This is a genomic window from Oryzisolibacter propanilivorax (assembly GCF_900103645.1).
In the GTDB taxonomy this organism is placed as follows: domain Bacteria; phylum Pseudomonadota; class Gammaproteobacteria; order Burkholderiales; family Burkholderiaceae_C; genus Melaminivora; species Melaminivora propanilivorax.
Map to the genome: position 1 here is coordinate 16,447 of NZ_FNHP01000006.1, position 17,144 is coordinate 33,590.

The 17,144-nt window shown below is 70.7% G+C and carries 15 protein-coding genes; 5 read left to right on the plus strand and 10 right to left on the minus strand.

The features are described 5' to 3' along the window. Positions 1–48: 48 nt before the first annotated feature. From ndk to surE, 7 genes are all read right to left on the minus strand, one after another. Complete coding sequence (ndk, locus tag BLQ61_RS10825; RefSeq protein ID WP_091569942.1) at positions 49–474, minus strand: nucleoside-diphosphate kinase; 426 nt, start codon at positions 472–474, stop codon at positions 49–51. An 85-nt stretch (positions 475–559) separates the two neighbouring features. Further along, the gene (locus BLQ61_RS10830; RefSeq protein ID WP_091569944.1) at positions 560–1,819 is read right to left on the minus strand and encodes a pseudouridine synthase; all 1,260 of its coding nucleotides are present in this window, start codon (positions 1,817–1,819) and stop codon (positions 560–562) included. Then, positions 1,816–2,520, minus strand: coding sequence for an SMC-Scp complex subunit ScpB (scpB, locus tag BLQ61_RS10835; RefSeq protein ID WP_091569947.1), 705 nt, complete (start codon positions 2,518–2,520; stop codon positions 1,816–1,818). Before scpB ends, BLQ61_RS10830 begins: the two co-directional genes overlap by 4 nt. Positions 2,521–2,651: 131 nt before the next feature. After that, on the minus strand, positions 2,652–3,686 hold the full coding sequence (locus BLQ61_RS10840; protein ID WP_091569950.1) for an RluA family pseudouridine synthase: 1,035 nt from the start codon (positions 3,684–3,686) through the stop codon (positions 2,652–2,654). Further along, positions 3,683–4,588, minus strand: a complete 906-nt coding sequence (locus BLQ61_RS10845) for a peptidoglycan DD-metalloendopeptidase family protein (RefSeq protein WP_091569952.1) — start codon at positions 4,586–4,588, stop codon at positions 3,683–3,685. The genes BLQ61_RS10840 and BLQ61_RS10845 overlap by 4 nt, the downstream gene beginning before the upstream one ends. A 15-nt stretch (positions 4,589–4,603) precedes the next feature. After that, positions 4,604–5,383: a protein-L-isoaspartate(D-aspartate) O-methyltransferase gene (locus BLQ61_RS10850; RefSeq protein ID WP_091569955.1), complete on the minus strand. Its 780-nt coding sequence runs from the start codon at positions 5,381–5,383 to the stop codon at positions 4,604–4,606. Continuing rightward, positions 5,383–6,165 (minus strand): 5'/3'-nucleotidase SurE, encoded by a 783-nt coding sequence (gene surE, locus BLQ61_RS10855; RefSeq protein ID WP_091569958.1) that lies wholly within the window; start codon positions 6,163–6,165, stop codon positions 5,383–5,385. Before surE ends, BLQ61_RS10850 begins: the two co-directional genes overlap by 1 nt. A 139-nt stretch (positions 6,166–6,304) precedes the next feature. On the opposite strand from surE, the gene BLQ61_RS10860 reads away from it, so the two are divergent. The 5 genes from BLQ61_RS10860 to BLQ61_RS10880 all read left to right on the plus strand — a co-directional run bounded on the left by BLQ61_RS10860 (position 6,305) and on the right by BLQ61_RS10880 (position 14,820). Then, complete coding sequence (locus tag BLQ61_RS10860) at positions 6,305–7,279, plus strand: NADPH:quinone oxidoreductase family protein (RefSeq protein ID WP_091569960.1); 975 nt, start codon at positions 6,305–6,307, stop codon at positions 7,277–7,279. A gap of 90 nt (positions 7,280–7,369) precedes the next feature. Beyond that, positions 7,370–8,908 carry a GGDEF domain-containing protein gene (locus BLQ61_RS10865; protein ID WP_425415619.1) on the plus strand — a complete coding sequence of 513 codons (1,539 nt, stop codon included), beginning with the start codon at positions 7,370–7,372 and terminating at the stop codon, positions 8,906–8,908. A 15-nt stretch (positions 8,909–8,923) separates the two neighbouring features. Beyond that, a complete protein-coding gene (locus BLQ61_RS10870) occupies positions 8,924–10,498 on the plus strand; it encodes an alkaline phosphatase D family protein (RefSeq protein WP_091569963.1) in 1,575 nt (524 codons plus the stop codon). A 121-nt stretch (positions 10,499–10,619) separates the two neighbouring features. Further along, on the plus strand, positions 10,620–13,241 hold the full coding sequence (gene mutS / locus BLQ61_RS10875; protein WP_091569965.1) for a DNA mismatch repair protein MutS: 2,622 nt from the start codon (positions 10,620–10,622) through the stop codon (positions 13,239–13,241). Next, positions 13,234–14,820 carry a glycosyltransferase family 39 protein gene (locus BLQ61_RS10880; RefSeq protein WP_091569968.1) on the plus strand — a complete coding sequence of 529 codons (1,587 nt, stop codon included), beginning with the start codon at positions 13,234–13,236 and terminating at the stop codon, positions 14,818–14,820. The genes mutS and BLQ61_RS10880 overlap by 8 nt, the downstream gene beginning before the upstream one ends. Before the next feature lie 27 nt (positions 14,821–14,847). Here BLQ61_RS10880 and BLQ61_RS10885 read toward each other — a convergent pair whose 3' ends face one another. Genes BLQ61_RS10885 through BLQ61_RS10895 form a run of 3 tightly spaced genes read right to left on the minus strand, consistent with a single transcriptional unit; the run spans position 14,848 to position 17,128 of the window. Next, positions 14,848–15,690, minus strand: a complete 843-nt coding sequence (locus BLQ61_RS10885) for a ChbG/HpnK family deacetylase (RefSeq protein ID WP_091569970.1) — start codon at positions 15,688–15,690, stop codon at positions 14,848–14,850. After that, positions 15,687–16,112, minus strand: coding sequence for a GtrA family protein (locus BLQ61_RS10890; RefSeq protein WP_091569973.1), 426 nt, complete (start codon positions 16,110–16,112; stop codon positions 15,687–15,689). The genes BLQ61_RS10885 and BLQ61_RS10890 overlap by 4 nt, the downstream gene beginning before the upstream one ends. Continuing rightward, on the minus strand, positions 16,109–17,128 hold the full coding sequence (locus BLQ61_RS10895; protein WP_091569975.1) for a glycosyltransferase family 2 protein: 1,020 nt from the start codon (positions 17,126–17,128) through the stop codon (positions 16,109–16,111). Before BLQ61_RS10895 ends, BLQ61_RS10890 begins: the two co-directional genes overlap by 4 nt. Positions 17,129–17,144: the final 16 nt, after the last annotated feature.

The window sequence follows — 17,144 nt, forward strand, 5'->3', positions numbered from 1 at the left end:
GCGGGCCACGGACAGGAGCGCGCAGCGCCCCCTCCGTGGCGGGCCGCATCAGCGTGCGTAGATGTTCAGGCCGGGGAAGAAGAACGCGATCTCGACCTGGGCGGTCTCGGCGGCGTCGGAGCCGTGCACGGCGTTGGCGTCGATGCTGTCGGCGAAGTCGGCGCGGATGGTGCCGGGGGCGGCCTTCTTCGGGTCGGTGGCACCCATCAGCTCACGGTTCTTCAGGATGGCGTCCTCGCCTTCCAGCGCCTGCACCATCACCGGGCCGGAGATCATGAAGTCCACCAGGTCCTTGAAGAAGGGGCGCTCCTTGTGCACGCCGTAGAACTGCTCGGCTTCGGCGCGCGACAGATGCACCATGCGCGCGGCGGCGATCTTCAGGCCGGCGGCCTCGAAGCGGGCATAGATCTGGCCGATGACGTTCTTGGCGACGGCGTCGGGCTTGATGATGGACAGAGTACGTTCGATAGCCATGGAGACTTTTCCTAGATTGTTGGGACGTTGCTACGATTTTTTGCCGCAAAGGCAAAACCGCGGATTTTAACTTTGGCCCGCGGGGTCAGCGCCCGCCGCGGCGCGGCTGCCCACCCCGACTGCGCTGTTTTTGCTGCTGGCGCTGACGCGCCAGGCTGTCCGCGCCGATGTAGCCGACCGAGGTCTTCATGGGATCGGGCTGGCGCGGCGGCCTGGGCTTGTCCTCCGTGCGGGGCGTCGCGCCGCGCGGCCCGGAGGCAGCGCCGCGCGAACGATCCGGCGCCCGACTGTTGCGGCTGCCGCCCGGCGCTTCCTGGCGTGGCCCCGGGGTCAGCTCTTCGGGCGTGGTGCCCACGGCGCGCATCAGCGAGCGGATGTCACGCTCGTCCAGCTCCATCCAGGCGCCACGCTTCAGCCCGCGCGGCAGCATCATGGCCCCATAGCGGATGCGGATCAGCCGACTGACGGCGTGACCTACGGCCTCGAACATGCGCCGCACTTCCCGGTTGCGCCCCTCGGAGATTGTCACGCGGTACCAGCAGTTGGCCCCCTCACCGCCGCCCTCCTCCACCGAACCGAAAGTGGCAGTGCCGTCGTCCAGCTGCACGCCGTCCAGCAGGCGCTGGCGCTCGTCATCGCTCAGGGCGCCGAGCACGCGCACGGCGTATTCGCGCTCCAGCCCGAAGCGCGGGTGCATCAGCCGGTTGGCCAGTTCGCCCGAGCTGGTGAACAGCAGCAGGCCTTCGGTATTCAGATCCAGCCGGCCGACCGATTGCCACTTGCCATGCGCCAGGCGCGGCAGCTTGCGGAACACGGTGGGACGGTTTTGCGGATCGTCGTGCGTGACCACCTCGCCCACCGGCTTGTGGTAGGCAATGACGCGCGCCGGCGGCGGGGCGATGCGCCAGCGGATGGGCTTGCCATTGACCTTGATCTGATCGCCGTACTGCACACGTTGGCCGACGTGCGCCGGCTCGTTGTTTACCGAGATGCGGCCTTCCAGGATCAACTGCTCCATCTCCAGGCGCGAACCCACACCGGCCTGCGCCAGCACCTTGTGCAGCTTGGGGCTCTCGGCGTGCGGCTGCAGCACGCGTTTCGGGCTGAAAGCTTGGGCATCTGCCTCGTCCTGGTCCAGTTGGCCGGAGACCACGTCGGCGAAGCGATAGCCGCTGGCTGCCTCATCGGGCAGTGAATCGGCTGGCGCCAGTACCGGCTCTTGCGCCGGAAACACCTCCACGTTCTCGCTGGCGGTTGCCAGGGGGGGGCGCGTCCGCGGCTTGCCGGGCGTGCGGTTCTGGCCGGTGGGCGATTTCTTGCGTGGACGCTTGTCGGATTGGTTCATATCTCGTCTTTCCAGGCGCTGCCGTCATCGGCGGCGCCATTGTCGGCCGCGGTGGCGGCCGGGATCGCTTGCGGCGGCTCGCCGCCAGGCTCACCATCGGCTGCGCCCGCCAGCACCATCTCTTCCAGTCCACTGCCCGGCAGCGCGGTTTCCTCCAGTGCCGACAGGGTCTGCAACACCGCATCACTGCCGGCAGCGGCCAACTCTGGCAGCTGGTCCAGGGAGTGCAGCCCCAGATCGTCCAGGAACTGGCGCGTGGTGGCCAGCAATGCCGGACGGCCCAGCGTTTCGCGGTGGCCGATGACTTCGACCCAGCCCCGGTCCTCCAGCTGCTTGATGATCAGGCTGTTCACGGTGACGCCGCGAATGTCCTCGATGTCACCGCGGGTGACCGGCTGGCGATAGGCAATGATGGCCAGCGTCTCCAGTGCCGCACGGGTGTAGCGCGGCGGCTTCTCCGGGTGCAGCCGGTCCAGGTACGGGCGCATCTCGGGGCGGCTCTGGAAACGCCAGCCGCTTGCCACCGCCACCAGCTCCACACCGCGCCCGGCCCACTCCTGCTGCAGCTGCAGCAACAGTGTCTTGACGGTATCGGCGCCCAGCGCATCGTCGAACAGCGTGCGCAGTTCACGCACCGACAGCGGCTGCGCGGCGCAGATCAGGGCGGTTTCAAGAACCCGTTTGGCATCCACCAGATTCATGGGCAGCTATGGCGGAAGGAAGACAGGGAGTGCAGCCGCACGCGCGGCGCGCCAGCAAGGAATGGGCGGCATGGGTACCGTCCTGGGCGCCAGGCGGCGCCGGTTCAGGTGGCGCGTGAGAGCCGCGTCAGTCAGCAGCGCGGCGAAGGCGCATTGTAGTCCAGACCCCAAATGGCCAGCGCCTGATGCAGGTCTGCCGGGGGCGGCGTGAAGAACTCCAGCGCCTGCCCGGTCATGGGATGGACGAACGCCAGGCGCCAGGCATGCAGCGCCTGGCGCAGCAGGCCGGAAACGGGGGCGCCGCCATACAGGGCGTCGGCCACCAGCGGATGGCGCAGCGACGCCATGTGCACGCGGATCTGGTGCGTGCGGCCGGTGTGCAGCGCGCAATGCACCAGGCAGGCCTCGGCATTGCCGTCCAGCAGCCGCAGGTCGGTGCGCGCCGGCTTGCCCGGATGCTGCGCCAGATCCACCACCGCCATGCGCAACCGATTGCGTGGATCGCGGCCGATGGGCGCCTCCACCCGGCGCTCGCGCGGGCCGCTCCAGGCGCCCCATCCCAACGCCAGATAGTGCCGGCTGACCTCGCGCGCGGCGATCAGGCGCACCAGCGCGTCCATTGCCGCGCGACTGCGCGCCACCACCATCAGTCCACTGGTGTCCTTGTCCAGGCGGTGCACGATGCCGGCACGCGGCACCTGCGCCGCGCGCGCATCGCGCCCGAGCAGGGCATTGAGTAGCGTGCCGCTCCAGTGGCCGGCAGCCGGATGCACCACCAGGCCCGCAGGCTTGTTCACCACCAGCAAATGCTCGTCCTCGTACACCACGTCCAGTGGCAGCTGCTCGGGACGGAAGGCCTGGCTCTGCAGCGTGGGGCGCATTTCCACGCTGACGAGCTCACCGGCATGGACTTTTTGCGCGGGCTTGACGCCCGCCCGCTGCTGCAGGCGCACGGCCCCCAGCGCCATGAGCTGCTGCAGATAGCTGCGAGAGAACTCCGGCACCAGCTGCGCCAGCGCCTTATCCAGGCGCTGCTGGTGCAAACCGGCGGGCACCGTGATCTCGCGCACTTCAGGTGGCGCGTCGGCATCCGGCGCCTGTTCCCAGGGGCCTTCGGCCTCGTCCTCGATGGCGCCGGACAGCCCGGCGGCAGGCGGCTGCGTCAACGCGCTGGCAGGTAGCGCGCCGGATCGACCGGCTTGCCCTGGCGCCGGATCTCAAAGTGCAGCTTGACGCGGTCGGCGTCGGTGCTGCCCATCTCGGCGATCTTCTGCCCACGGCGCACGTTCTGATCTTCCTTGACCAGCAGCGTCTGGTTGTGCGCGTACACCGTCATGTAGGTGTTGTTGTGGTTCAGGATGACCAGGTTGCCGTAACCACGCAGTGCGGCGCCCACATACGCCACTCGGCCATCAGCGGCGGCCAAGACCGGATCACCGGCCTTGCCGGCGATGTCCAGGCCCTTGTTGCGCGCCTCGTCGAAGCCGGCGATCAACGCGCCCGAGGCGGGCCACATGAAGTTGACGCCGTTGCTGGCACTGGCCGGCGCTGGATCGGCAGCCGGAGTTGCGGCTGGCGCTGCTGCGACAGCCGGCGCCTCGGACGTCGCGGGAGGCTTGGCCCCTGGCGCCGTCGGTGTCACCCCCGGTGGGGCGATAGGCCGCGTGACCACACCACTGTCGCTGGCCACGGCAGTCGCCGCCGAGGCGGCCGTGGGCGGAGCGACCCGCAGCACCTGGCCGACCTCGATCAGGTTGGCGTTGTCCAGCTTGTTCCAGCGGGCGATGTCCTTCCAGCTCTGGCCACTTTCCAGGCCGATGCGGATCAGCGTGTCGCCAGGGCGCACGGTGTAGTAGCCCGGCTTGCCAGCGTTCTCGGCGCCGGGCAGGGTCTTGGGATCCGGCAGATTGGCGCCACCCGTCACTACGCCATTTTGCGCACCCGTACCGGCGAACGTTCCCCGGTCCTCCACAGGCGCCCGGTTGACCGGTGTGCCACAGCCTGCCGTCACCAACGCAACGGCCACAGCGACAAGCCCCAGAGATCCTCGAACACGCAACACCGACATAGACAGCACTTCCCTTCAGGCAATCCCTGATTTTAAGGGGACGAAATGCACGCCCTCCAGCACTGTCTGCTTCAGTCCGTGCAATGTGCGGTCCACCACCAGCAGCGCCTGGCGCCCATCCGCCCCGGCCATGGGGGCCACCAGCCTGCCACCCACCGCCAGCTGCTCGGACCAGGCGGGCGGCAGCGCTTCGCCTCCGGCGGCGGCGATGATGCCGGCGTACGGCGCCCCAGCCGGATAGCCGAGCATGCCGTCGCCCAGCAGCAGATGCACGTTGGCCAGGCGCAGCGGACGCAGGTTGTCACGCGCCTTCTCGTGCAGGGCACGCAGGCGCTCCATGCTGTAGACCTCGCGCGCCACGCGCGCCAGCACCGCCGCCTGGTAGCCGCAGCCGGTGCCGATCTCCAGCACCCGCCCGAGGCCCTGCTCGCGTGCAATGTCAGCCCCGAGCAACAGCTGCACCATGCGCGCCACCACGCTGGGCTTGGAGATGGTCTGCGCCAGGCCGATGGGCAGGCTGGTGTCTTCATAGGCCTGGTTGGCCAGCGCCGAATCGACGAAGCGGTGCCGCTCCACCGCGCCCAGGGCCTGCAGCACGGCGGTCGAGTCGATGCCCGCCGCGGCCAGGCGCTGCACCATGCGCGCGCGCACCGCGGCCGAATCCAGGCCCATCCCACGCGGTGCCGCAGCAGGGCGCAGCACTCCGGGCTTCGCGGCAGGCGCGGGCACCGCCGCGCGCGGCGGCTGCAGACCGTCCAGGCGGGCCGGAAAGCCGGGGCGGCGCGGCGCCTGCATCAATCGGCCTCGCCCTGGCTGGCAGGACTGGCCATGCGCTGGACGGTCTGCCCCCAGTAGCCCAGGCCTTCGTGGTCGGTCAGATCCACTTTCAGTGGCGTGACCGACACATGGCCCTGGACGGTGGCATGGAAGTCCGTGCCCTCCGCATCGTCCTTGGCCGCGCCGGCGCCACCGATCCAGTACATGACCTCGCCGCGCGGGCTTTGCTGCTCGATCACGCGCTCAGCCGCGTGGCGCCGGCCCAGGCGGCACAGGCGCAACGGGCGCAAGGCGTCGAAGGGCAGACTGGGAATGTTCACGTTCAACAGCCAGGGCGCGGCACCGATCAGGCTGTGGCGCTGCATCTGCTCGACCATCTCGCGCGCCTTGCGCGCGGCAGCCTCCACCTCGCCCCAGCCCTTGTCCACCTGGGAAAAGGCAATGGCCGGGATGCCGAACAGATAGCCCTCCATGGCTGCGCCCACGGTGCCGGAATAGATGGTGTCATCGCCCATGTTGGCGCCGTTGTTGATGCCCGACACCACCAGATCGGGGCGGTAGCCCAGCAGGCCGGTCAGCGCGATGTGGACGCAGTCCGCCGGGGTGCCGTTCACGTAGCGAAACCCGTTGGCGGCGCGCTGCACATACAGTGGCGCATGCAGCGTCAGGGCGTTGGACTTGGCGCTGTTGTTGTGCTCGGGGGCCACCACCTCGACATCGGCAATCGCCTGCAGCGCGGCGTGCAGGGCGACGATGCCGGGTGCCTGGTAGCCGTCGTCGTTGGAAATCAGGATTTTCATGATGGGGCAAAGGCAAGCACGCATTGTAGGAGCGCTCCCACAGGCAGGCACCTCGTCCCCGTCGGGACAACTGGCGCCGCGGGGCGGCTTCTATGATGCTTTTACCCATGCCCGCTTCCAACCCGCAGGAGAAACCCCCATGCATGCCTGGCAATGCCGCGAGACCACCGGAGCCAAGGGCCTGGCTTGGACCGAGCTGCCGGCACCGGTGCCCGGACCTGGCGAGGTACTGGTCGCCATCCGGGCCGCCAGCCTGAATTTCCCCGATGTTCTGATGACCGAAGGCAGGTACCAGGTCCAGCCTCCCCTGCCCTTCGTGCCGGGCTCGGAATGGGCCGGCGAGGTGCAGGCCGTGGGCCCGGGCGTGACGCATCTGGCACCCGGCCAAAACGTGGCCTGCCTGAGCGGCAGCGGCGGCTTTGCAACGCACGCCGTGGCTCCGGCCGCACGCTGCCTGCCGCTGCGCCCCGGCTTTGACCATGTGGACGCCGCCGCCTTCATCATGACCTACGCCACCGCCCACCATGCCTTGCTGGACCGGGGACAGCTGCGCGCCGGTGAAACACTGCTGGTGCTGGGGGCAGCGGGCGGGGTAGGCACCGCCGCCATCCAGATCGCCAAGGCCTGCGGGGCCCGCGTCATTGCCGCCGCATCCAGCGAGGAGAAATGCGCCCTGTGCCTGCGCACCGGCGCCGATGCGGTCATCGACTACAGCCAGCAGGACCTGCGCGAAACCGTGCGCTCGCTGTCCGACGCGCGCGGCCCGGACTTGGTCTTCGACCCGGTAGGCGGCCGTCTGGCCGAACCGGCCTTCCGCTCCATTGCCTGGCGCGGGCGCTACCTAGTGATCGGTTTCGCCGGCGGCGCCATTCCGGCGTTGCCGTTGAACCTGCCCCTGCTCAAGGGTGCGTCCATCGTCGGCGTGTTCTGGGGTGAATACGCCCGGCGCGAGCCACAGGCCAATGCCGCCATGCTGCAGCAGTTGACCGACTGGCATGCAGACGGCCGCATCCGCCCGGTGATCGACCGCACCATGCCCATGTCGCAGCTGCCTGCCGCTATCGAACGCATGACCTCGCGTGCCGTGCTGGGCAAGCTGGTGCTGGTGAACTGACACAGCGCATGGCGTGCACCCACACGCCATGCAGCCCGCAGGCCAGCCTCTCTGTCACACTGCGGTTTTTGTTGCAAACGCTTGCAGTCCATGACGATGGCCGCCCTGTCCAGATCCCCGTCCGAAATTGCGCGTGAGACCTTGAAACAGCTGGCGCTGCGCCGTCTCAGCCCGACCCCGGACCACTATCTGGCGCTGTATGACGAGATTGCCGGGGTACCGAGCACGCCGGCATTTCCCAGTACCCCCCTGCGCGCCATCCTGCGCGTGTTGCCGGCGCAGACACCAGCGCAGAAACGCCTGCTGACGGCGTTGGACAAGGCCGTCGAGGAGCAGAGTTGGGCGCAGATGCAGAGCACGCTGGTCGGCTACGCCAACCTTGGCTTGGCGCCGGTGGTCACGGCCGACCAGGAACTGGCGCAGGCGGCGCCTACGCGGCTGCCTGAACGGCTGGCGGAAAACCTGGCCCGGCTGGTGGACAACACCCTGCCGGCGCTGGGCGAGGACGACGCCCGGCTGCATGAAATGGCACAGCAGCTGTGCGAATTGCTGCGCACGCACGACCCGCTGCCCGCTGACGTCGAGCGCCTGCTGGCCGACTTCAGCCACCGCGTGTCGTTCACCGCGCAGGACCAGGCAGCCATTCGCAGCACTCTGCTGGCGCTGCTGCGGCTGGTGTTCGAGAACATCGCGGCGCTATGCATCGATGATGCCTGGCTGTACGGCCAGGCACAGTCGCTGCTGGAAGCCTCCCAGCCGCCGCTGCAATTGCGCCGGCTCGACGGCGTGGCGCAGCGCCTGAAGGACGTGATCCACAAGCAAACCGAGGCGCGCGAACACACGGTGCGCGCGCAGGCGCAGATGCGCGAGCTGCTGGCCAGCTTCATCGAGCGCCTGGCGCGCATGGACGAGTCCAGCAGCAGCTACCACCAGCAGCTGGAGCAGTGCGCCGAGCGCATCAGCCAGGCACAGCGCCTGGAGGACATCGCGCCACTGCTGGAAGAAGTCATCGGCGCCACGCGCGCCATGGCCTTGAGCACCCGGGTGGCCCTGGGCGAGTTGCAGGACCTGCGCAGTCACGCCGACGCGCGCCACGCGGAGATCGACCAGCTGCGCCAGGAGCTGGACCGCGCCAGCAACCTGGCGCGCCACGACCCGCTGACCGGATCGCTCAACCGCAAGGGCTTCGACGAGGCGCTGGAGCGCGAGGTGGCGCGCGCACTGCGTCAGGACCGTCCGCTGTGCGTGGCGCTTTTGGACCTGGATGACTTCAAGGCCATCAACGACCGCCTGGGCCACGCGGTGGGCGACCAGGCGCTGGTGCACTTGGCGCAGGTGGCGCGCGACGCCCTGCGCCCGCACGACCAGCTGGCGCGCTACGGCGGCGAGGAGTTCGTCATCCTGCTGCCCGACACGGAGCTCGACGAAGCAGCGCAGATCATGCGCCGGCTGCAGCGCGCACTGACCACGCGCTTTTTCCTGCAGCAGGGCGAGCGCGTGCTGATCACCTTCAGCGCCGGCGTGGCCCAGGTGCGCGGCGACGCCGATGTCAGCGATGCCGTGCGCCGTGCCGACCAGGGCATGTACCTGGCCAAGCGCAGCGGCAAGAACCGTGTCGTCGCTGCCTGAAAAGCCGCTGCCGCCATGCTGGACCGCCGCCGCCTGCTGACCCGCGCCGCCTGGGCGGCACTGCCCGTGCAGCTGCCGCGCTGGGCCTGGTCGGCCCCCCGGCTGCGGCATGACCCTTTCGGCCTGGGCGTCGCCAGCGGCGAGCCGCAGCCCGACGGCGTGGTGCTTTGGACGCGCCTGCTGCCCCCTCCCGAGGTCGCCGCAGCCGATGCGCAAAACCCGCTCGCCTGGGCCGGCCCGGTCACCGTGCGCTGGGAAGTGGCCGAGGACGCGCAGTTTCGCCGCATCGCCCAGCACGGCACCGCCACCGCCCTGCCCGAGCTGGCGCACAGCGTGCACGTGGAGGTGCACGGCCTGGCGCCCGGGCGCTGGTACCACTACCGCTTCGTGCTGGGCGACGCGGTCAGCCCGCCGGCGCGCACCCGCACCGCACCGGCGCCGCACGAGCGCGTGCAGCGCCTGCGGGTGGTGCATGCCTCATGCCAGCGCTGGGAGCACGGCTACTACGCTGCCTGGCGCCATGCCTGTGCCGACGAGCCCGACCTGGTGCTGTTCCTGGGCGACTACGTATACGAGTACGCCACCCCGCCCGACACCGCCGGCCTGGCCCGCACCCACGCGCTGCCCCTGGCGCGCAGCCTGCACGACTGGCGTGCGCGCTACGCCTTGCACAAGGGCGACCCCGACCTACAGGCCGCCCACGCTTGCGCGCCGTGGTTGGTGACCTGGGACGACCACGAGGTGCAGAACGACTATGCCGCCGGCACTGGACGCAATGCGCCGGAGGATTTCCTCCCGCTGCGCAGCGCTGCCTGGCAGGCGTTCTACGAGCACATGCCGCTGCGCGCCTCGGCGCTGGCCGCCGGCGGCGGCTTTCACCAGCTGCAGCTGTACCGGCGCATGGCCTGGGGCCGCCTGGCGCGGCTGTACCTGCTGGACACGCGCCAGTGGCGCGACGTGCAGGCCTGCCGCCGCCCGGGTGCCGGCGCCGGTGCGGTGCGCCCCGGCCAGTGCCCCGAGCTGCTGCAAGACGGCCGCACGCTGCTGGGCTGGGAGCAGGAAGACTGGCTGACGCGCGGCTTGGCCGCCGACGCCCGGGACCGCGACACGCGCTGGAGCGTCATCGCCCAGCAGACGCTGTTCTCGCCCCGGCACTACCCGTCCGGCGTGCAGTCCAGTGACAGCTGGGACGGCTACCCGGCCGCGCGCCAGCGCCTGCTGCAGGCTCTGCAGCACCAGCCCCCGCGCAACACTGTGCTGCTGGGCGGCGACATCCACCAGAACTACGTGTGCGCCGTGCCGGGCGCCGATCCGCACTACCCTGCGGTCGTGGCCAGCGAGTTCTGCGGCACCTCGATCAGCTCGCGCAGCGGCACCACACAGGAGCGGCTGGACGCCATCCGCCGACACAACCCGCACGTGCTGCTGGCGCGCTGCGACGAACGCGGCTATGGCCTGAGCGACATCACCCCACGCAGCTGGACCACCACCCTGCGCGCCGTGCGCGACCCGCTGCGCGCCGACAGCGCGGCGTACGACTTGGCGCGCTTCGTCGTCGAGGACGGCCGCCCAGGGCCGCAGCCAGCCTGAGCGCCGTCCAGCCGGCGCACGATGCCTGACCGATGCCTGACAATTCCCGGTTGTGTTTTACCCGCCGGCCTGCGCCCGACCGACTGGCGCAGGCCGGCGCGCCACCCGATTGCCCTGCCCGATGGATACGCCCGACCTCAGCGCCCACACCCCCATGATGCAGCAGTACCTGGCCCTGAAGGCCGGGTTCCCGGACACCCTGCTGCTGTACCGCATGGGCGACTTCTACGAGCTGTTCTACGCCGACGCCGAGCGCGCTGCCGGACTGCTGGAGCTCACCCTGACCCAGCGCGGCCAGTCGGCCGGGCAGCCGGTGGTCATGGCCGGCATCCCATTCCATGCGCTGGAGCAGTATCTGACGCGGCTGATCCGCCAAGGCGAATCGGTGGCGATCGCCGAGCAGGTGGGCGAGGTCGGCGCCGGCAAGGGGCCCGTGGAGCGCAAGGTGGTGCGCGTCGTCACCCCCGGCACGCTGACCGACAGCGAACTGCTGCCCGACAAGCGTGAGGCCATCCTGCTGGCGCTGCACCAGGGCGCGCGCGGGCGCTGCGGCCTCGCGTGGATGAGCGTCACCCATGGCCTGGTGCACCTGGGCGAATGTGCGCCGGACGAACTCGGCGGCTGGCTGGCGCGCATCGGGCCGAACGAGCTGGTGCATGCCAGCGACACCGGCGCACCCCTGCAGGCCACGCTGGCCGCGCTGCGCCAGGGCGGCCAGCTGGCCTGCCCGGCCGTGGCGCGCCCACCCTGGCAGTTCGACGCCGGCCTGGGCGGGCGCAAGCTGCTCGACCAGCTGGGCGCCGCCAGCCTGCAGGCCTGGGGCGCCGAGGACCTGGCGCAGGCGCATGCCGCGGCCGCCGCCCTGCTGCACTACGCCGAGCACACCCAGGGCAGCGCCCTGACGCATATCCACGGCGTGCAGGTGCAGCGCGAGGACGCACTGCTGCAGCTGCCGGCCGCCACCCGGCGCAACCTGGAGCTGGTGCGCACCCTGCGCGGCGAGGACTCACCGACGCTGCTGTCGCTGCTGGACACCTGCATGACCGGCATGGGCAGCCGGCTGCTCCGGTCCTGGCTGCTGGAGCCGCACCGCGACCGCACCGAGGCGCGCCGCCGCCTGGCCGCCACCACCGCACTGCGCGAGGCCCCGGGCCCGGGCGGCTGGCGCGCGCTGCGCGAGCAACTGCGCGGCGCGGCCGATGTGCAGCGCATCACCGCGCGCATCGCACTGCGCCAGGTGCGTCCGCGCGAACTCGTGGGATTGGTGCAGACGCTACGAAAATCAGAGCTACTGACCCATGCAACACAAGGGCCAGAGCCTTATTTGGCTCAAATTTCGCAAGATCTGCAACCGCCGGCAGACTGCCTGGCGCTGCTGCAGGCCGCCATCGTCCCCGAGCCCCCGGCGCTGCTGCAGGCCGGCGGCGTGATCGCCCCCGGCTTCGACGCCGAGCTGGACGAGTTGCGCGGCATCCGCGACCACTGCGACGACTTTCTGCTGCAGCTGGAGGCGCGCGAGCGCGAGCGCACCGGCATCGCCAACCTGCGCGTGCAGTACAACCGCGTGCACGGCTTCTACATCGAGGTCACCAGCAGCCACGCCGACAAGGTGCCGCCCGAATGGCGCCGGCGCCAGACGCTGAAGAACGCCGAGCGCTTCATCACGCCCGAGTTGAAGGCCTTCGAGGACAAGGCCCTGTCGGCGCAGGAGCGCGCCCTGGCGCGCGAGAAGTGGCTGTACGAGCAGGTGCTGGAGCGGCTGCAGCCGCATGTGGCGCCACTGGCCCGGCTGGGCCAGGCGCTGGCCACGCTGGACGTGCTGTGCACGCTGGCCGAACGCTCCCTGAGCCTGGACTGGTGCGCGCCGCAGTTCGTCGAGCACCCGTGCATCGAGATCGAGGCCGGCCGCCACCCGGTGGTGCAGGCGCGCCTGGCCGAGGCGTCCAGCGGTGCGTTCATCCCGAACCACACGCGGCTGAACGCCAATACGCGCATGCAGATCATCACCGGCCCGAACATGGGCGGCAAATCGACCTACATGCGCCAGGTGGCGCTGATCGTGCTGCTGGCGGCCATCGGCAGCCACGTGCCCGCCGCCAGCTGCCGGCTGGGGCCGATCGACGCCATTCACACCCGCATCGGCGCCGCCGACGACCTGGCCAACGCCCAGTCCACCTTCATGCTGGAGATGACCGAGGCGGCGCAGATCCTGCACGGCGCCACCGCCCAGTCGCTGGTGCTGATGGACGAGATCGGGCGCGGCACCAGCACCTTCGACGGCCTGGCGCTGGCCAGCGGCATCGCCACCCACCTGCACGACAAGACGCGCGCCTTCACCCTGTTCGCCACGCACTACTTCGAGCTGACCGAACTGGCCACGCGCCACGCGCAGGCGGTGAACGTGCACGTCGGCGCGGCCGAGTCGGGCAGCGACATCGTCTTTCTGCACGAGATCCAGCCCGGCCCGGCCAGCCGCAGCCACGGCGTGCAGGTGGCACGCCTGGCGGGCGTGCCGGCCGGCGTGCTGCAGCACGCGCGGCATGTGCTGCAGGCACTGGAAGAGCGCGCGCGCCAGGGCGAGCTGCAGGTGGACCTGTTCGCCCCGCCGCCGGCGCCCGAGCCGGCGCCGCCCAGCGCACTGCAGGCGCTGCTGGCGCAGCTCGACCCGGACCAGCTCAGCCCGCGCGAGGCGCTGCAGGCGCTGTACCAGTTGAAAACCCTGGCGGAGCAGCTGCATGCCTGAGGCCTGGTTGCCGGCCGGCGCACGTGCCTCCGCCGGCCCAAAGGATGCAGGCGCCCTGCCCTGGCGCAGCGTACTCACGGTGGCTGCGCTGTACGCGCTGGCCTGGACGCTGCTGCCACCGCTGCTGGAATCGAGCTTCCCGCTGGATGTGGTGGAAAGCCTGACCTGGGGCCGCGAGTGGCAGTGGGGCAATTACAAGCACCCGCCGCTGTCGCCCTGGGTGCTGCACGTCTTCTACCGCGCCTTCGGCGACGTCGGGCCGTTCCTGCTCAGCCAGGTCTGCATCGGCGCAACACTGGTACTGGTGTGGCTGACGGGCCGCCGGCTGATGGATGCGCCGCGCGCCTTCCTGGGCACGCTGCTGGCCATGGGCGTGGCCTTCTATACCCGGCCGGCACTGGAGTTCAACCACAACATCGCGCAGATGCCGCTGTGGGCGGGGCTGGCCTGGGCGCTTCTGGCGGCGCTGCAGCAGGGGCAGCTGCGTCACTGGGCCGCCCTGGGGCTGCTGGCAGGGCTGGGAATGCTGACCAAGTATTCCGCCGGCATCCTGCTGGCCTGCCTGGGCCTCTATGTGCTGCTGGCACCCCACGCGCGGCGCCAGCTGGCCCGGCCCGGGCCATGGCTGGCCCTGGCGCTGATGCTGCTGGTGCTGGCGCCGCACCTGCTGTGGCTGCACGCCAGCGGCTGGCTGCCGATGGTGTATGCCAGCGAGCGCTCGGCCGCCGTCAGCGCGCATCCGCGCCTGGGGGCGCTGGGCTTTCTGGCCACGCAGGCGCTGAACCACCTGCCCTTGGTGCTAATCGCGCTGTTCGCTGCGTTGCGCGCGCGCCCGCATCTGGTGCTGCCCGCCGGCCATGACACGCCACGCTGGCGGCTGCACACGGCATGGCCAGGCTACCTGCTGACCATCGCCTTGGCGCCGGGTTTGCTGGTGACGTTGCTCGGGCTGGTGCTGGGCCTGCGCATCCGCGACATGTGGGGCGTGCCGATGTGGGCTTTCAGCGGCCTGCTGCTGACAGCTTGGCTGCCGCAACGCTGGCTCCAGCCCATGGCCCGGCCGCTGCGGCATGCATTGCTGGTCTGGCTGGTACTGGCGACACTGGCCTCCCTGGTCTGGCTGGGCTGGGGCGCGCAGTGGCGCCAGCGGCCGTCGCGCACCGACTGGCCGCAGGCAGCGCTGGCGCAGCAGGTCCAGGCCAGCTGGAGCGCACTGTCGCACTGCCCGCTGCGGGTGGTGGCGGGCGACTACTGGGTGGCCGGGCTGGCGGCGGTGCCCACGCCGGCGCGGGCCTCGGTGCTGATATCCGGCGACCCGCGCTACTCACCGTGGGTGACACGCGAGCGGCTGGTGCGCGAGGGGGCGCTGTGGCTGCACACCGCCGGCCAGGTCACGCCGCCGGCGCCGCTGGACGGCATCCACACCAGCGCCGGCATGCAGACCCACGAAGGCCGCTGGGCGCTGCCCTGGCCCTACGCGCCACAAGGCGCCCCATGGGTGCTGGAGTGGCGCGCCTACGTGCCCGCCGCCTGTGCAAAAGCTCCCACGGCAGATGGAACCGCGGCGGGCGGCCGATAGCGGCCCGTGCATCGGCCCGGTTGGTATTCAGGTGTCCAGTTGCAGTCGCGGCAGCGGGCCGCGCTGCACGCTGAGCCCAGCCTGCGCCAGATCCTGCGCGAAGGCGTCGGAGGTCAGGTAGCCGAACTCCACCGCCCGCTGCGCACCCAGCGCATCGCCCGGCACGGCGGCGCTGGCCGGGTGGCACATCAGCAGCCCACCCGGGCGCAGCTGCGCCAGCCAGCGCTGCATGTGCGCGCGGTAGGCGGCGGCATCCGGTGCGTCGAAGCCGTACACGCCGCCAAAACCGCGGTTGACCGGCACGCCGGCGGCGCGCAGCTGCCGCGAGGCGTTCCAGCCGCCCAGCAGGGCGATCACTGCCGCCTTCGGGTTGCGCCACAGCGTGCCCGCCGGCCGTGTGGAGCGCACCCAGGGCATTTCGCGTGGCGCATAGCGCGTGCGCAGCTCCTGCAGCAGCGCCTGGCGCACGCCGGGCAGCTGGTGCACGTGCTGGTGGCCGTCGATGAAGTCCGGCGGCGTGCCCAGAGCGCGCTCGAAGGCGTCCAGCTGCGTGCGCCAGGCGGCCTGCAGCTCAGGCCGCGGTAGCGCGTGCAGGTAGGCGGCGCGCAGTGTCTGTCCCAGCGAGCGCGCGGGCAGCGCGCCGCCGTGCCCTTCGGTCAGGTTGAAGTGCAGCCCCAGCATCAGCTGCGGTCGCAGCTCGGCCAGCGCCGGCGCGGCGCGGGGCCATAGCGGAGCAGTGGTCATGCAACTGGTGGCCGACAGCCGGCCGCTGTGCGCCAGCTGCTGCACGGCCGCGTCCACCAACGGATGCAAGGCATAGTCGTCGGCGCAGACGATCAGACCCGCCGCAGGGGCGTCCTGCGCGCTCACGCGGCACGCGGGGCGCGGAACGCCCAGAACTTGGCCAGCACGAAGGTGCCCGCGGCCACCAGCAGGATCACCGCCAGCAGGCTGGCCAGGTAGTGCCAGGGCAGCCAGCGCAGCGCCAGCGCGTACAGCACCTCGTTGGCCGCGAACGACCCGCTGGCGACCAGGAAGTAGCGCGCCGCCGCAAGCCAGCCGCGCGCGCCGCTGCCGGCGAACGTCAGGCAGGCATGGCCGGCGTAGCTGACGAAGAACGAGGTGAAGAACGCCAGCACGTTGGCCACCAGCGGGGCCATGCCGGTCAGCGCCACCCACAGCGCCACGGTGACCAGGTGCGTGGCCGCCGCCGCGCCGCCCACCAGCACGAACTGCAGCCCCTGCGGCAGGCGGCGCAGGAGCTGCAGCGCGCGTATCAGCAGGCCGCTCATGGCGCCGGGCCGTCGCGCAGCGGGCTGCGGTCCTCGTCGCGCGCCAGCAGGTAGCTGGGGCGGCGCTTGACCTCGTCGTAGATGCGCCCGACGTACTCGCCCAGCACGCCGATGGACATCAGCTGTACGCCAGAAAACAGCATGATGCCGGCGGCCAGCGTCGGCCAGCCGGCCAGCTCGTTGCCGAACAGCAGCGTCTCGACGGTGATCCAGCCGCCGTAGGCCAGCGCGCCCAGCGCCACCACGCTGCCGATCACGCTCCACACGCGCAGCGGCAGGGTGGTGAAGGATGTCAGCCCGAGCAGCGCCAGCGAGCCCAGGCGGCGCAGGTTGAAGCTGGACTCCCCGCCCGCCCGATCCTGTGGCACGAAGGGCAGCGCCGCGGTCTTGAAGCCGACCCAGGCATACAGGCCCTTCATGAAGCGGTGGTGCTCGGGCAGGCGCTTGAGCGCCTCGGCCACGCGCCGGTCCATCCAGCGGAAGTCGCCCGCGTGCGGCGGCACCTTGACGCGGTTGCCGCTGTTGAGCAGGCGATAAAACAGCCGCGTGCCCAGGCGCTTGGCGCCGCTCTCGGCGGTGCGGTCGGCGATCACGCCATAGACCATGTCGTAGCCGGCCAGCCACAGCTCGTGCATCTGCGCCAGCATCTCCAGCGGGTGCTGGAAGTCGGCGTCGATCAGCAGCACGGCGTTGCCGCGCGCATGGTCGATACCAGCCGACAGCGCCGCTTCCTTGCCGAAGTTGCGCGACAGCGCCAGGTAGCGCACCGGCAGCTCGGGCAGCAACGCCAGCGCCGCGTCGTGCGTGCCGTCGCGGCTGCCGTCGTTGACCACGATGATCTCGTAGTCCGGCGTAAGGGCGCGCACCACCTGTGCCAGGGCGCGCACGAACAGCGCCAGGTTGGCCTCCTCGTTGTGCGCCGGCACCACGCAGCTCAGGCGCAGCGCGGGTCGGGGCAAGGCCGCAGGCGGCGCGGCGGGAGCGTGATCAGCGTGCAGGAGGAATGCTTCGTGCATCGCGCGATTGTCCCAA